The organism is Pseudoalteromonas sp. C12FD-1 (assembly GCF_037414265.1).
GTDB lineage: Bacteria > Pseudomonadota > Gammaproteobacteria > Enterobacterales > Alteromonadaceae > Pseudoalteromonas.
The window spans coordinates 66,391-82,980 of record NZ_JBBEVD010000048.1 but is presented as its reverse complement, the minus strand read 5'-3'; the positions used below and the strand labels follow the sequence as shown (position 1 = coordinate 82,980).

At 41.1% G+C, this 16,590-nt stretch carries 10 protein-coding genes and 1 riboswitch; of the genes, 5 read left to right on the top strand and 5 right to left on the bottom strand.

What is annotated here, in order from left to right:
- Positions 1-38 precede the first annotated feature (38 nt).
- The 5 genes from WDB87_RS05735 to WDB87_RS05715 all read right to left on the bottom strand — a co-directional run bounded on the left by WDB87_RS05735 (position 39) and on the right by WDB87_RS05715 (position 10,850).
- A complete protein-coding gene (locus WDB87_RS05735; RefSeq protein ID WP_337849339.1) occupies positions 39-4,217 on the bottom strand; it encodes a PKD domain-containing protein in 4,179 nt (1,392 codons plus the stop codon).
- Between the two features lie 218 nt (positions 4,218-4,435).
- Positions 4,436-7,033, bottom strand: a complete 2,598-nt coding sequence (acnB, locus tag WDB87_RS05730) for a bifunctional aconitate hydratase 2/2-methylisocitrate dehydratase (protein ID WP_337849338.1) — start codon at positions 7,031-7,033, stop codon at positions 4,436-4,438.
- Positions 7,034-7,342: 309 nt separating this feature from the next.
- Entirely contained in the window at positions 7,343-8,401 is a 1,059-nt protein-coding gene (locus tag WDB87_RS05725; protein WP_286245851.1) for an OmpA family protein, read from the bottom strand.
- A gap of 335 nt (positions 8,402-8,736) precedes the next feature.
- Positions 8,737-10,143, bottom strand: coding sequence for a protein adenylyltransferase SelO (locus tag WDB87_RS05720; protein ID WP_337849337.1), 1,407 nt, complete (start codon positions 10,141-10,143; stop codon positions 8,737-8,739).
- A gap of 2 nt (positions 10,144-10,145) precedes the next feature.
- Positions 10,146-10,850 carry a DNA-3-methyladenine glycosylase I gene (locus WDB87_RS05715; RefSeq protein ID WP_337849336.1) on the bottom strand — a complete coding sequence of 235 codons (705 nt, stop codon included), beginning with the start codon at positions 10,848-10,850 and terminating at the stop codon, positions 10,146-10,148.
- A gap of 191 nt (positions 10,851-11,041) precedes the next feature.
- A riboswitch (Lysine riboswitch) is annotated at positions 11,042-11,238 on the top strand.
- Positions 11,239-11,366: 128 nt separating this feature from the next.
- Between WDB87_RS05715 and dapA the strand changes: the two genes are divergently transcribed.
- The 5 genes from dapA to WDB87_RS05690 all read left to right on the top strand — a co-directional run bounded on the left by dapA (position 11,367) and on the right by WDB87_RS05690 (position 16,583).
- Complete coding sequence (gene dapA / locus WDB87_RS05710) at positions 11,367-12,251, top strand: 4-hydroxy-tetrahydrodipicolinate synthase (protein WP_337849335.1); 885 nt, start codon at positions 11,367-11,369, stop codon at positions 12,249-12,251.
- A gap of 15 nt (positions 12,252-12,266) precedes the next feature.
- The gene (locus WDB87_RS05705; protein WP_054983375.1) at positions 12,267-13,007 is read left to right on the top strand and encodes a 2,3,4,5-tetrahydropyridine-2,6-dicarboxylate N-succinyltransferase; all 741 of its coding nucleotides are present in this window, start codon (positions 12,267-12,269) and stop codon (positions 13,005-13,007) included.
- Positions 13,007-14,212, top strand: coding sequence for a PLP-dependent decarboxylase (locus tag WDB87_RS05700; protein WP_337849334.1), 1,206 nt, complete (start codon positions 13,007-13,009; stop codon positions 14,210-14,212). The genes WDB87_RS05705 and WDB87_RS05700 overlap by 1 nt, the downstream gene beginning before the upstream one ends.
- 5 nt (positions 14,213-14,217) lie before the next feature.
- Complete coding sequence (locus WDB87_RS05695) at positions 14,218-15,339, top strand: succinylglutamate desuccinylase/aspartoacylase family protein (protein WP_337849333.1); 1,122 nt, start codon at positions 14,218-14,220, stop codon at positions 15,337-15,339.
- Positions 15,340-15,548: 209 nt separating this feature from the next.
- Positions 15,549-16,583 carry a phospholipase A gene (locus WDB87_RS05690; protein ID WP_337849332.1) on the top strand — a complete coding sequence of 345 codons (1,035 nt, stop codon included), beginning with the start codon at positions 15,549-15,551 and terminating at the stop codon, positions 16,581-16,583.
- Positions 16,584-16,590: the final 7 nt, after the last annotated feature.

Below are 16,590 nucleotides of genomic sequence, written 5' to 3'. Positions count from 1 at the left end.
TCACCGCTCTAATTTTATCTCGAAACTATAGAGCGTATTCACTCCATTAGTTCAAATGCGATATTAATATCGCAGCTTTGCGCCAAATAATGAACCGTGTATGTATTGTCTTCTAAAACGCCATCACACCCGCTTATAGACTCTAATTTATAGCCTGCATTTGCAGAAATATTAAAGGTTAACGTATCGCCATGAAAGCTTGTGTAGTTTTCAACGCCGTTATTTACTACACCATTACCATCTGAATAAACTGTAACATCATACCTTGGCTCAAAAATCGTAAAGGTCATCTCTTCTTGATTTTGACATGCTGTACCTTGTAAATACTCACAAAGCACTATCTCATCGCGATCATTTGAAATAAATTCAATCACCTTGCTTTGACCGTCTTGCTCGTAGGTAAACTTACCTTCGACTAATTCAAGTGATGCAGCTTTAATATCGTTTTTCCAAAGCTCGTACCCATCCACATAGTAAACTCCCCATTTTACGAAGTTCTCACCACTATGCTCGTAAATTTCAAAAGGGATTTCATGCTCATGAAACTTATCAGTACTTGTATTTTCAATATAGTTTTCAAAGTAAAGTGATGCGTAAGAAAAGCTTTCTTCTCCCGTATTTGTATCAAACGCTCTAGATACACGCTCAACTACTTGGTAGTCATCATTGCGATTAATAAGCCTATAATCCATTGTATAGTCATTAAAACACGTCTCTAAAGTCAAATCACAATCGGAGCCGTATGTTTCTGTTAGTTGATCGTATTTTCTGCTGCGGCTAAAGCTCCCCCCTTTAAACTCACCTTGAATGGAACTTGTAGAATAAGTGAAGAACACTTGGCCATCTTCATATATTTGTAGCTCATCCCAAATGGTCTCTAAGTCATGGCCTTCTTTAAATAAGTGACGCCCAGTAAAGTTACTCGGGGTAATTTCTTGCTCTTCTTGCCTAACCATTATGGCAACATTTACTTGCTTTTCATCTTCATACTGGCCTTGCATTATTACTTGATAGCCAAGGTCTATATCCTTGGTAATATAGATATCTTCAACGCTATCAGAAGTCGTAATTTTAAGTCCTGCTGCTGTTTGCAGCCAAGTAAAGTCCTCTATTTGCGCTTCATCTATAGTATCGACTACGCTACCTGTCCCATCATCATTTAGCAGTAATTCCTTCACGGTATCTTCAGATGGAATACCTAACGACCAACTACCAACCAAATCGCTTGAGGTTAAATCAATTTGAGGTGCTACTGAATCAAATAACTTAACATGGCTATCACTGTGCCACTCTTCAACTAGTTCCTCGTTACGAAACTTACTTAAACTTTGCGTCATTTGGTACCAGCCGTTACCTAAATCGAAACGTTCCTTTAGTACAATACTGGTCATTACATCTTTACGTCTAACTTCTACTTGAGTGCCATTTTCAACTTCATACGCAACACTTTCATTTAAGACATACTCATCAGAAAAATAAACTCTAATTTCGTCAAAATATTTCGACCAAGTGATCGCAACCTGGTTATTGCCAGTAAATGCGCCCTCTTCATTTTCATTAAGCTCTAATTTGAAAGAGGTAGAGGTAAAGTAATCAGGATTATTAATTAAAAATTGCCCTGATATTGTTTCTGGCTTTTCCACAAATGTAGCATTAATTTCGCAGTCACTGTGTCCACTAAAGGCAATATAATATTCGCCCTCAATATAACCTTCGCAGCCCTCTATTGAATCAACCTCATAGCCCTCATTAGGCACTATATTAAAACCAACTAGCTGAGCAAAAGGCACCTCTTGTACTGCAGGCTGTAGTTGACCAAATTCATTAGATGGAGCTGTTAAAGTCACTCGTGGGTTTTTAGATTGATAGACTGTTTTATCGCTCTGTGTACAGCTACTACCTTGTTGGTAATTACAAATAGTGTATGTTTCGCCATCACCACTAACAATTTCAAAAAGCCATGTTTGCGCATTTTTTTGATATTCGATTACGCCTTCATTTAACTGCGCTTCATACTCTATGCCATCGATTGTTATCGTAAGTGAGCCGTCATCGTAATTAACCCTGATTCGATCTTCTATTACTTGCTCACCAGCACTTTTATAAAGATTAAAACTGCTTTGTAATAAGTTAGGTGTAAACTCTGAATAGCTCAGCTCTTTACTATATTGGTAAATAAGTAAATTTCTCTGAATGTCGTACATGTCCCCTTCAGGAGAGAACCATTTAAACTCTCTTAATAAGTAATAATGACTATCTTCTACTGCAATGATGTCATGGGTTACTTCTGCGCTTAAGTAACAGGTTTCATTAAATCCTTCACAACTGCTAACGGTGTAACCTTCATACTCATAGCGGCGTCTAATTAGATTGCCATCTTCAAGAATCCCTTGGAAAGACGTAGTCCCTAGCCCTAACATAATCGTACCATCGGCAAATACGTTCATATCATAAAGTTGTGACGTGCCAATAAAGCCCTGCCAGCGCCCAACTAAGTCATCATTTGATAAAGACACCGCTTCTCTTTTTATCATCAGGCCATATTGGCTATCGGCAGGATCCGCTGATGTGGTATCTAATGAAACTAGCTGATAGCCTGCTTTTAAATTTTTAGTAAACCAAAAATTTGTTGTACCAACGCTACCGCCTTCATCATAGGTTACTTGTAATTTATTATTAGTCAGCTCCCACTCAAACGGTGCCGAATTATCACTTAAAACAGCGCCGGTCCCATCATCATAGAAAGCAATAGTCTCTAGGTGACTAATGAAATTACGACTTTCTGTTCGCTCCATTTCCCACTCACCGACAATATCTTCGACGGTCAAACTTAAGGTTTTACTTTTAAGAATAAGGTTGGTGGTTTGTATTTCTTGCTTGTTTTGCACCTCAATGCTGTTTTCGTAAACTGTAATATCACTTTTAATATCTATTGTTTTAAAAACATCGTTTTCGCCGAGTACTTGTAACGAGAATGAATTTAAATGCTCATCATAAACAGTTTCAACATCGTCTTCGGTCTGGGAGTATTTATTAATAAGTACAGGAGACTGTAAAGTAACTTCTATTTTACCACTCACTTCTTGCCATGTTAGTGAGCTACCCGTAACTGCATGATACTGACCAGTACCGTTTTCGTTTAAAGTTAAGTGACTGGCTGGATTTGCATAGTAGCGCGGGGAGTTAATTATATATTCACCAACCAATGACTCTTTTGAGCCTGTTACTAAATCTTCATCTTCTTTAATTTCGGTTTTCGTTTGCTCTATTAGGTCAGGATCTTGCTCATTAACGTCCTCTTCAAACTGCTCTGCTGCTTCTTCATTAGTTACTAAATCGAGGGTGCTCTCTACGCCCTCCGGCAACTCGTAATCAGGGTTATCTACAATAATTTTAATCAGGCTTGCAAGTTGTACTTTTTCATCAGCATCAACATTTAAAAGTGCATTATCTAGCTCATCTTCACTTGTCGGTTCATCACCGTCTCTTACAATCAGTGCATACTCTGCTGTTGTCACATTAGTTGTGTTGACGCCAAAGTTTTCATCACTGTCTAAAATGCCATCATCGCCTGCCTGCGTAGCTAACTTTTTAACAGAACTAAGCTGAGATATAAATTCAACCCCAGGATTTAAATCATCCCGCCCTTTAGCTTTAACTTTTACTAGGGTTTGCTCTAAGGCTTCATCGACATCTAATACTATTGTGTAAACACCATTTTCATCTGCTGTAGCTGAATAAGTTTTATCACCTATGGTTATTTCTACACTTGCAAAACTAATCGTGTTGTCGGTAATTAAGCCATTAAGCGTAACTGCCGTTGAGTTACGTTTAATTAATACTTGCTGAGTAGCGCTTGTTGTTGCTCCATCATCATCTTCTACTGTTACTGTAAAATTAACGGTTACATCTTCTGTAATGTCGGGTGAGAGATAAGTGATTTCATTTGAGTTTGGGTTTTGTGCGCTGAGGTTTAAAGTGGAGTCATGCTGCCAATAATAATTTACTATTTGCCCGTCTGAGTCTGAAGCGCTGGCAGTAAGTGAAAAGCTGGTTTTTTCTTGTATTTCGCCTTGGCCAGAAATTACTACAGAGGGGGCTAAGTTTACAATTTCGTCGCTATCCTCATCTTTATCAAAACTACAGCCAGATACTAAAAAACACGCACTCACAGTACTCGCTATTAGTTTTAATCGGTAGTTACTTTTATTTTCCATTATGTGCTCCGATAGTTATTTAATGCGGAGCTAAAAAATACTTGTTGATTGCTCCCTCAATCATTAACAAATGTTACTGCCACTTATAATTGTTCATTTTTTGTTAATTTTCAACTTTATTTACTAATTATTTTTTTAGAACTTAACTACTGAAAGTTTTGAATTTTATTTTAGCCAATAAAAAACCCGCCTAAGCGGGTTTTTTAAAACAGGTTTAATTATACAGCTTGCTGAATAATTACGTTATCTGCTTTTTTAGTGTACTGAGGCATACGGTGGAAGTTCAAGTAACGGTATGTATCTGCAGCCGTTGCGTTGATTTTCGCCGCGTATTCTTGGTACTCAGCTGGTGTAGGTAATTTACCTAAAATTGCAGCTACTGCAGCAAGCTCAGCTGATGCTAAGAATACATTTGCACCTGTACCTAAACGGTTAGGGAAGTTACGTGTTGAGGTAGAAACAACCGTTGCTTTATCAGCAACACGTGCTTGGTTACCCATACACAGTGAACACCCTGGCGTTTCGATGCGTGCACCAACACGGCCAAAGATACCGTAGTAACCTTCGTCAGTTAGTTGGTCTTTATCCATCTTCGTTGGTGGAGCTACCCAAAGTTGAGTTGGAATACGACCGCTAAAGCCATCTAGTAATTTACCCGCAGCACGGAAGTGACCAATGTTAGTCATACAAGAACCGATGAATACTTCGTCGATTTTCTCGCCTGTTACATCAGAAAGTAAACGTGCATCATCTGGGTCATTTGGAGCACAAAGGATTGGCTCTTTAATTTCTGCTAGGTCGATTTCTACAACGTGCTTGTACTCTGCGTCAGCGTCAGCTTCCATAAGTTCTGGGTTTGCTAGCCACTCTTGCATTGCTGTAATACGACGTTCGATTGTACGTACATCGCCGTAACCTTCAGAGATCATCCATTTAAGCATAACAATGTTAGACTCAAGGTATTCACTGATAGACTCTTTAGAAAGTTTAACAGTACAACCTGCTGCTGAACGCTCTGCTGATGCATCTGATAATTCAAACGCTTGTTCAACAGTTAAATGCTCAACACCTTCGATTTCTAGTACGCGACCAGAGAATTCGTTGATTTTACCTTTTTTCTCTACTGTTAATAAGCCTTGCTTAATACCGTAGTAAGGGATTGCGTGTACTAGGTCACGTAAAGTGATACCTGGTTGCATTTCACCTTTAAAGCGAACCAAAATAGACTCAGGCATATCAAGTGGCATAACGCCTGTTGCAGCTGCAAACGCTACTGCACCAGAACCCGCTGGGAACGAAATACCTAATGGGAAACGTGTATGTGAATCACCACCAGTACCTACTGTATCTGGTAATAACATACGGTTTAACCAAGAGTGAATTACACCATCACCTGGACGAAGTGAAACACCGCCACGGTTCATGATGAAATCAGGAAGCGTATGGTGTGTGTTTACGTCAATTGGTTTAGGGTAAGCAGAGGTATGACAGAATGACTGCATTGTTAAATCTGCAGAGAAACCTAAACATGCTAAGTCTTTAAGCTCATCACGTGTCATAGGGCCTGTAGTATCTTGCGAACCTACAGTCGTCATTTTTGGCTCACAGTATTGGCCTGGGCGAATACCTGCTACGTTACATGCTTTACCAACCATTTTTTGAGCTAGTGTAAAGCCTTTATCAGACACTTCAGTTACTGCTGGTACTTTAAATACGTCAGTAGCACCTAAACCTAAAGAGGTACGTGCTTTATCTGTTAAACCACGACCAATGATTAGTGGAATACGGCCACCGGCACGTACTTCATCTAAAATTACGTCTGATTTAAGTTCAAAAGTAGAGATAACGTCATCAGTACCGTGGCGCTTAACAACACCTTCGTATGGGTAAATATCAATTTGATCACCCATGTTGAACTCATCAACATTTAACTCGATTGGTAACGCACCCGAATCTTCCATTGTGTTGAAGAAGATAGGCGCTATTTTGTTACCTAAACATACACCACCAACGCGCTTGTTTGGTACAAACGGAATGTCATCACCCATAAACCAAAGCACAGAGTTAGTAGCAGATTTACGAGAAGAACCAGTACCTACAACGTCACCCACATATGCAAGTGGTAAGCCTTTAGTTTTTAATTCTTCTAATTGTGAGATAGGTCCAACTTCACCTGGTTTTTCAGGGTTGATACCATCACGCTCATTTTTTAGCATCGCTAAAGCGTGAAGCGGGATATCTGGACGAGACCATGCATCTGGTGCAGGTGATAAATCATCGGTATTTGTCTCGCCGGTTACTTTAAATACAGTAACTGAGATTTTTTCAGCAACAGCTGGTTTGTTAGTAAACCATTCAGCGTCAGCCCAAGATTTAATAATCTTTTTAGCGTGCTCGTTGCCTGCTTTTGCTTTTTCTTCTACATCGTAAAATGCATCAAACATTAACAATGTGTTTGATAGGCCTTTTACAGCGATAGGTGCAAGTGTTTCGTCATCAAGAAGCTCAATCATTGGGGCGATGTTGTAACCACCTAACATTGTACCTAATAATTCTGCTGCTTTTTCTTTAGATACTAATGGAGATTGTGCTTCGCCTTTAGCCACTGCTGCTAAAAAGCCTGCTTTAATGTATGCTGCATCATCAACACCTGGTGGTACGCGGTTGATTAATAAATCTAGGATGAACTCTTCTTCACCTGCTGGTGGAGTTTTAATTAGTTCAATAAGATCAGCCGTTTGCTGAGCATCTAATGGCGCTGGTACGATACCTAACGCGGCACGTTCTTCTACGTGTTTACGATATTCTTGTAGCACAATATTGCCCTCTTGGTGACGTGAAAGTATTCGGTAGCGCCTCATGCGCAAAAAAAAGTAACCCAATACTTATAGTATTCTAACGCGGGATTATAAAGCTTTTATGTATAGATGAAAATCCATCCAGCTAAGCAACTGATTATACCGACTATAAATATTATGAATAGTGGTAAGCGTAAATTCTATTTTCATGAATGTTTGTTAAGTAATAATCATTCTTGTTTAATCAGATCAATACTGCGCATGCTGTTTTAAAGGCATAAAAAAACCCAGCACTAAGCTGGGTTTTTAAAATAAGGTAAGTAACTATTAACGCTTAACTTTTACACGTTCAATAGATTTTACATGTGCTTCTACACGACGGTTTTCAGCGTGAGCTGCTTTAGTGTTAGCTGTGTTTTTAAGACGCTCTTCACCTAAACCTACAGTAGTAATGCGATCTTCAGCAATACCATCTTTAATTAGCTCTTTAGCAACGTCATCAGCACGCTTTTTAGAAAGCATCTTGTTGTAGTTTGCATTACCTACAGCTGAAGCATGACCTTCAAGTAGTACTGTTGTATCTGTGTGCTCTTTTAAGAACTCAGATACTGAAGCGATATCAGTAAAGTACTGTGAACCAACTTCTGCTGAATCATGCGGGAAAGTAACGAGTAAGCTAGTTGTTACTTCACGGTCTTCATATAAAGTACAGCCATCGCCATCAACAGCGTCTGTCATTGGTGTGTTAGGACATTTATCATCTTTATCTAAGATGTTGTCGTTGTCGCTGTCTTTAGGTTGTACAGGTACTTCTACTACTGCTGTAGGCGCTGGCTCTACCGGCTTTTCAGGCATAGAGTTTTGGCCAAATAAGTAGTTAATACCAATTTTAGCACCTACATCTGTGTAACCTTTATCAAGACCTTGATATACCGCAGTTTCAGCGTTTACGAAAAAGCCGTCTGTAATAAAGTGTTGGTAACCAACACCTGCGTTTAAGAATGTGTTGTCATCGACTACGTCCATTTCTTTAATACCGAACAAGCCGTAGAAAGGACCGCCGTCAAGGTGGTAAAGCGCATCAATACCGTAACGCTCGCCGTCAATATTATTACGATTGCCCGCAGCTTTATCGAACGCATTAAAGTCCATATCTGCATACTCAAGGCGTGCGCTCCAGTAATCGCTGAAACGGTAACCTGCTTCTACACCCCAGCCAGTTGACTCGTTTACATCAAGGCCAGCTTGAGCGCGCATGTTTTCCCATGACGCATCATAGTAGTCACCAAATGCACCAATGTAGAAACCTTCTTCTTTATCAGCAGCGAATGTAGACGCGCTAGTTGCAGCTAACGCAATTGCAATTGTAAGTGATTTTAATTTCATTGTTTTCTTCCCATTTTAACAACTTAGAAAATTGTAGCTAATTCTGTACTAGCTCAACCAGTTTTGTACACACTACCCGAGCTTTTGTTAATCAATACTTAACGAAAAATAAAGTTTATAAATTTTTTCAACGATCTACAGGCATTCCAACCACCAATTGTAGGTTAAGTAAAAATTTTTACCTAATCTACAATTAATAAATAATGGTATTTTATAAATAGTTACTTTTTATGAACGTGCACAATACCACTGAGTATATAACTGCTCAATCATTGTACACTGCATTATGTAAAAATGACTATTTTTAATCAAAAACTTACATATATTTACAGTACTTAAGTACCGCAAAAAGTTTGATAGCCCTTGTCGTCTTCACCAGTCTCTTGAAAGCGGACTAAATTAGCTGTTTTATGATATGGGTTACTCATCACAGTTAAGAAGTCACTTAACAGCTCACTCTCGCCGTGTTGATTATATTGCGCAAGGATTTCTTCGACGATGTGATTACGCGGTATAACCCTTGGGTTAGCCGCTCTCATTAGGTTATAGCTGTTTTCATCACATCTTTTTTGCCATAACTGGGCCCATTGCGTTAATTCATCTGGTACTTTGCCACCATTTAGTGACTCGGTTAAGGTATCAAAGGTATTGGTGTAATCGAGCTTATACTCTTGAAATAACAATAATAGCTTACTGACAAGTTCCACATCGTCTTCGTTATGACCTGCTAAGCCCAGTTTTTGCGCCCACATTTGATTGTACTGCTCGTTAAATAGCGTTGAGAACTGGCTGATTATAGGCGTCATTAAACTTACAGCTTGTTCGTCGTCATCATTTATCAGCGGTATTAGGCTCTCAGCTAAACGAGCGCAGTTCCAGCTCGCTATGTTTGGTTGATTACCATAAGCATAACGACCTTGCTTATCAATTGAGCTAAACACAGTATCAAAATCAAATCTATTCATCATTGCACACGGGCCGTAGTCGATAGTTTCGCCGCTTATTAAGGTATTATCAGTATTCATAACGCCATGAATAAAGCCCACTCGCATCCAGCTAATAACCAGCGCTAGCTGACTATTTATAACGGCTGCTAAAAAGTCTAAATAGCGCTGTGCCCCTGTTGATTTTATACTTGGGTAATGACGCTCAATAGCTACATCAGCTAATTTTTTTAATCCTTCGACATCACCTTGAGTTGCTAAATATTGAAACGAGCCAACCCGAATATGGCTACTTGCCAAACGGGTAACAATTGCGCCTGGTTGTGGCGGATTACGATAAACAACTTCACCAGTGCCTACAACAGCCAAACACCGCGTGGTTTTAATCCCTAAGCCATGCATAGCTTCGCTCATAATATATTCACGTATAGCTGGACCTAGTGCGCACCGCCCATCGCCCCCTCTAGAATACGGGGTAGCACCAGAGCCTTTTAATTGAATATCCCACAGCTGGTTTTTATCATCACTTATAGCACCGAGTAAATGTGCTCGCCCATCACCCAAACGTGGTGAAAAGTGTCCAAACTGGTGCCCAGAATAACCAAGCGCTACCGCCTTTATTTGCTGTGGTTCATTGCCTGCAAAGGTACTAGCGCGCAGCTGTGGCTCAACAACTATATTAAACTGCTTAGCTAACGATGCGTTCCACAGCAGCAATTGCGGGGCAGCAACACTTGAGGGTTGATCCTCTATCGCGAAATTATCTGCTATGTCTGTGTATCTTGGCACTAGATTCATGGTTAATCCTCTGTTTGTTGGCTTATGCCTACACGGTTATCGCCCACACTGTAAGCCACAATTAAACTCAGCTCTTGCATGCTTAAACCACTTTGTTTTTGCATTTCGTTAAAAAATGCCTGCGCAGCAGTGAGTGATTTTTTAGTTTGCAGCCCGCCATCAATTATTTTATGCGCTCTTAGGTAACTTTCTACATCCCGCGAAAGTAAAAATGTATCTTTACCAAGCGCTCTTAAAGCATAGGGGCCAGTATTTCCACCTAAACGAGCGCCGTGTTTTTTTAAATGCGCCCATAAACCAATAATATTATCTGTTGGCCACTGGGCAATAAACTTGCTAAAACTGCCATGCTCCTGTGCTATTTCGTGGATCATGTAAGCATTTTCAGGAATCGTTTTCACTTTTTTATAATTACGAATAATGCGCTCATCCGTTGCTTTTTGCTCTAGCATATCGGGCGGCATCATTAATAACTTATCAACACTAAACTGCCAAAAAACCTCTCTAAAGCCCGGCCATTTGCTGTTTATTACCGACCAATAAAAGCCACTTTGAAAAACCTTTCGGGTAAATTCTTCAAGCCAGTCGTCGTCACTTAACGTGCTTAACGCTTTTTTAGATAAAGGTTTTGCGAGTAATAACTTAAGCATTTTTTCAGAGCCTTTTCGCTCTACCGCTCGCTTATAAATATCACTAAATTTTTCCATACTTATTAAATACCTCGCTGCTTATAGGGTTAGTGTACGAGAAAAGCAGCCAATACGTAACCACCGCTATTTTCGATGAGCTGTTCTGTATTTAGCAGCTTGACACCTAGACGGCTAAAATGTTTTAATCGCCGCAATTACCCTATTTAAATTGTATTTTGTTAAACCTTTTGTGTTTACGCAAAATACAAAGGGCTAGAAGAGGTGCGTTATTCAGGTAGCGTATGTTAGGAGCGCAAACTCCAGTGAGCATACGCCAGGGGAATACCGCCGAGAGGTAAACGCTTTTGCGAAGCAATTACTTCGGGCGACTAGGTTGAATCCTAGCGACTGTCACCAATAGCAGCTTTAAAGCAGCTTATTAGTTTGGTGGAGAGCTTCTGGTCTTAAATAATAAGGCCGTGCGCCCTATTATTTTAAGCCCATTCGCTCTTCGAATACTGTTCGAACGACGTTAATGCGGCTCACATCATACAGCCTCCTTAATATCTCGAACACCTTATAGGTTCGTAAGAGATGATCAACAACTTCAATTTAGACGACTACGCACTGTGGACAGCGCTTGTTACGCCGTTTGATCAACAAGGTAATGTTGACTACGACACGCTCACAACACTTGTTAGCGCACAAGAAGCGGCACAAAACGGTATTTTACTGCTCGGTAGTACAGGTGAAGGCTTAGCCCTTACGCTTAAAGAGCAGCAAGGCATTGTTGAGCACGTGTGCCAATTAAAACCCAGCGTACCGCTTATGGTTGCTGTGGGCGGTAGTAATTTAGCCCAACAAGAAGAATGGGTTAGCTACTGTAACCAATTACCTATTCACAGCTACTTATTAGGCTCGCCGCTTTATGCAAAACCAGGGGCTGTAGGTCAAACACATTGGTACGAAAGCTTATTAAACGAAAGCGCGCATCCGTGTATGTTGTACAACGTACCTGGGCGCAGCGGTGTAAGCATTCCTATCGAAACCATTGAAAACTTAAAAGCGCACCCAAAACTTTGGGCCTTAAAAGAAGCCAGTGGCAACATCACACAATTTGAAGCATACCGACAAGCCGCGCCTAATTTAGCGCTATACAGTGGCGACGATGCACTTATGCCCTACTTTGCCCAAGCAGGTGCAAAAGGCTTAGTCTCGGTTGCGGCCAATGCATGGCCTTTACAAACACACGAGTTTGTAAAACGTAGCCTAAGTGGCCAACACCCCAATTTATTTGCTCAGTGGACTCGCGCTATTAATAGCCTATTTGCTGTAGCAAACCCTATTCCCGTTAAAGTGCTAATGCACCAACAAGGCCGCTTAAGTAGCCCGTTGCTGCGCCCACCTTTAACACACCTTGAGTTAACGCAAACCGATTGCATTACCACTGCAAACGACACCATTTTATCTTGGCATTAAATACAGGTTTTTATAATGAGCTGGTTAGAACTACTAAATAATTTAGAATCGGGCGCAGTACGCGCAGCATCACAAAACGAAAGCGGCCAATGGGAAGCTAACGTAGAAGTAAAACAAGGCATTTTAGAAGCCTTTAAAAATGGCACTAACACTGAGTTTGCAGGTGGTTTTGTAGATAAACACAACCTTGCACCGCAAGAATTTAGCACTGAAGATGGCGTGCGTATGGTACCAGGTGGCACCAGTGTTCGCCGTGGTGCATACGTCGCTAAAGGCACTATTATTATGCCACCAGCGTACGTAAACATTGGCGCATACATCGACGAAGGCACTATGGTTGATAGCCACGCATTAGTGGGCTCGTGTGCGCAAGTTGGTAAAAACGTACATTTGAGCGCAGCTGTGCAACTTGGCGGTGTACTTGAACCAATTGGTGCAAGCCCAGTCGTGGTTGAAGACGATGCATTTATTGGTGCAGGTTGTGTCATTGTTGAAGGCGTAGTTGTTAAAAAAGGTGCAGTACTGGCACCAGGCGTACGTTTATCTGCAACCATTCCGGTATACGACTGCGTTAATGAGCGTCAGCTTGATAAAGGCGAGCCAATCCCAGAATACGCAATTGTAATACCTGGCTCTCGCCCAGCGTCTAATGAATGGGCTCGTGAGCAAGGCCTAAGCATGTCGTGTGCGTTAATTGTTAAATACCGCGACGAACAAAGCGATGCATCGTTATTGCTAGAAGAGGTTTTACGATAATGAGCTTTTTGAGCACGCCTATCAAGGCCGCCGTAAATACACTTACTCAGCAACTTGATACCCCTTTTTTTGTTTACGACTTAGACAAACTAAACACACTCCTTACGCGTTTAGTTGCACAAACCGATGTAAAACTTTGGTATGCAGTAAAAGCGAATCCGCTTTCTAAGGTTATTCAATGCCTGGACAACGCCGGATTTAACTTTGACGTAGCAAGTAAAGGTGAGCTTGAACAAGTACTTGCACAAGGTATTAGTTCGCAGCGCGTGCTCAACACAGGGCCTGCAAAGAGCCCTAAACAAATTAAACACTTTATTGAGCGCGGCGTGCGTATTTTTGTTGCCGAAAGCCTCAATCAAGTACGTTGGTTAAACCAACAAGCGCAGCTGCAAAATACGCAGCTGCAAGTATTACTGCGTGTACAACTACGCTGGCCTGAAGGTGAAAAAAACCCACTAGGCGGCGATAGCCTAACTCCGTTTGGGCTTGGCTGCGATGAATGGCAAGCACTCAATACTGGCGATTACCCAGCCCTTAATTTTGATGGCCTGCATATTTTTCAGTGGGGCAATATGCTTAGCACGCAAAAGCTAAGCGAGCTGTGGTCGCAAATGATTGCACCGCTTACAGCCCTCGCCAATAACTTAAATATAAACCTAAAAATTTTAGATTTAGGAGGCGGTTTAGGTATTCCTTACACACCAAACGATGCAACACTTGAGTGGGATGACCTTATAGGCGCGCTTGCTAAAATTAAAAAAGATGCAGGTGTAGATGAACTCTGGATGGAGCTTGGCCGTTACGCTGTAGGCGAATGCGGTCATTACGCTAACCCTGTAGTTGAGAGCAAACAAAACTACGGCCAACAGCAAGTGATTTTAACCGGTGGCATTAACCACCTATTGCGCCCTGCAGTTACAAGCCAAGATTTTCCTACGGCGTTACTGCGCGAATCAACAGCGCCAAAACAAGCAATGAGCCTATATGGCCCATTATGCACAGCCCTTGATTGTTTAGGCGAGCACACCCTACCAAGCGATTTAAACGAGCAAGACTGGCTGGTATTTAGCCAATGTGGCGCCTATGGTTTTACCGAAAGCATGCCATATTTTTTATGCCATGAACTGGCAGCAGAATACGTGTTACACAATGGTGAGCTCACCTGTGTACGCCAAGCAGAAGATGCCAGCCACTATTTAAGGTAATAATCATGAGCATAACAACACCCATTAGCCAAGAAAATATTGTAGTAGGGGAAGTGGCAAACGGCTTACCACTCACTATTCCTGTGTATCGCTTAAAAGGCAATGGCAGCGGACCAAGTGTTTATATTCAAGCAAACATGCACGGCGCTGAAGTGCAAGGTAACGCGGTTATTTTTCAGCTGTTAGAGCAATTAAAACAGCTCAATTTAAAAGGCGACATTACCTTAGTACCTTATGCTAACCCTATTGGCTGTAATCAAAAATCAGGGGAATTTACCCTTGGCCGATTCGACCCGATTACTGGCACTAACTGGAACCGCATGTATCACTACAACAATGATTTAGTGACCCAGTTTGCCAAAGATCATAGCCAGTACGACGATGCAGCTTTAAAAAATAACTTTAAACAAGCCCTGATTGATGAAATAGACACTAAACTTAACGGCCCGGCTTATTTACTTAATACGGGTAAACGCATTGCGCTTAATTTGCAAAAGCTTGCGCACCAGGCCGACATAGTCCTTGATTTACACACAGGGCCTATTTCAAGCAAGCACTTATATTGCCCAACGTATGCAACCGAGAGCGCCAGTTATTTTAACATTGAGCATGTACTGCTGATCCCAAGCGACTTTGATGGCGCCATGGACGAAGCAAGCTTTTGCCCATGGTGGCACCTAAGTGATGCACTTGGTGTACAAGGCAGGGACTTTAACGTACAGGTAGAGGCCTTTACGGTTGAGCTAGGTAGCCAAGAAAAAATAGACTTAACAGAAGCACTCAACGATGCAAATAGCATTTTAAGTTACTTAAATCATAAAAATGTATTGGTAGACGCACCACACAAACCGAGCAATATAACCCGCTACGCGTGCAATTTAGATGACTACTTTGCTTACTACGCCCCTATTGGCGGCATGGTTGAATATGTAGCCCCACTAGGTGGGCATATTAAAGCAGGCGAGCCTATTGCACATGTTTTACGTATGGAGCGCTACTTGAGTGAGCAACCATTACAAACATTAAGCCTTGATTGTGATGCAATTGCTATTTTGCATTTTGCCTCGGCAAGCGTAAACCAAGGTACTGAGCTTTATAAGTTTTTTACCAACGTATTTGAGCTATAACACATGTTGTTGTAGCTCCCCCTTCTCATTGCGTGAGAGTAAGTTACTTAACTTACTAAAAGGCGGCTTTATGCCGCTTTTTTTTGATCTGTGATAACAGTGTAAACGTAAAGTAATCAAATAAGTGTAAATTCAGTGAAAGTTCACCGTTACATATGTAAAAACACGTTATAATTTATAAATCTACCTTACTCCCAAAGGAATAAACAATGAGCTGGCGTTATTGGATTGCAGTTACGGCTTTACTAAGTACTCCCTCTTTTGCCCAACAAGAGGTTAAAAAAAACGAACAAGACAACGATATAGAGCTTGTTAAGCAATGTATTTTAAACGAAGTAATTGGTGGCGATGGTAAGCAAACCTTAGACGAGTTACGTATAAAATGTTCAGCGCTTGAGGAAAACAAACAACTTACCGCACTTGATAAACGAAAAGCCCGCGAAGAAGTAAGTAAAAAAAACCGTAACGTAATTACGCCACATAAACGTAACTATATTTTGCCACTGTCGTATGTCTCACATCCTAACGATCGACCGTTTGATGGCTTTGACGAGTTAACCGATGAGCAAGATGGCGAGCCGCTCGATAATCTTGAAGCTAAATACCAGCTTTCTATTAAAGTACCGCTGTTTGATGATTTTGCAGATGATGACCAAGCCATATTTTTTGGCTTTACACTGCAGTCATACTGGCAAATTTATAACTCAGAAATTTCGTCTCCATTTCGTGAAACTAACTACGAGCCAGAAATTTTTTGGGTAAATTACCTAGACCAAGAAAACGTACTGTGGGGCGACGAGATGGCCATCGCGCTGGGTATTTCGCATCAGTCTAATGGCCGCAGCCAACCTAACTCTCGTTCGTGGAACCGTATTTACGCTGATTTCATTTGGGAAAATGAAGGCTTTGTGTTTAGCTTTAAGCCTTGGTACCGCATTGCTGAAGATGAAAAAGAAGATCCATTAGAAGCCGATGGCGATGACAACCCTGATATTTACAAATACATGGGTTATTTTGAGTTTAGCGGCGCGTACCGCTATCACGATCATGAGTTTAGCTTTATGACTCGTAATAATTTAAATTCAGATAACCGTGGTGCGATTCAACTTGATTGGTCATTCCCACTCTGGGGGCGCTTACGTGGCTATGCTCAGTACTTTAACGGCTACGGTGAGAGCTTAATTGATTACAACGCCGATATTGAGCGTATTGGTGTCGGTATATTATTAACTGATTTGTTATAAAATCAGT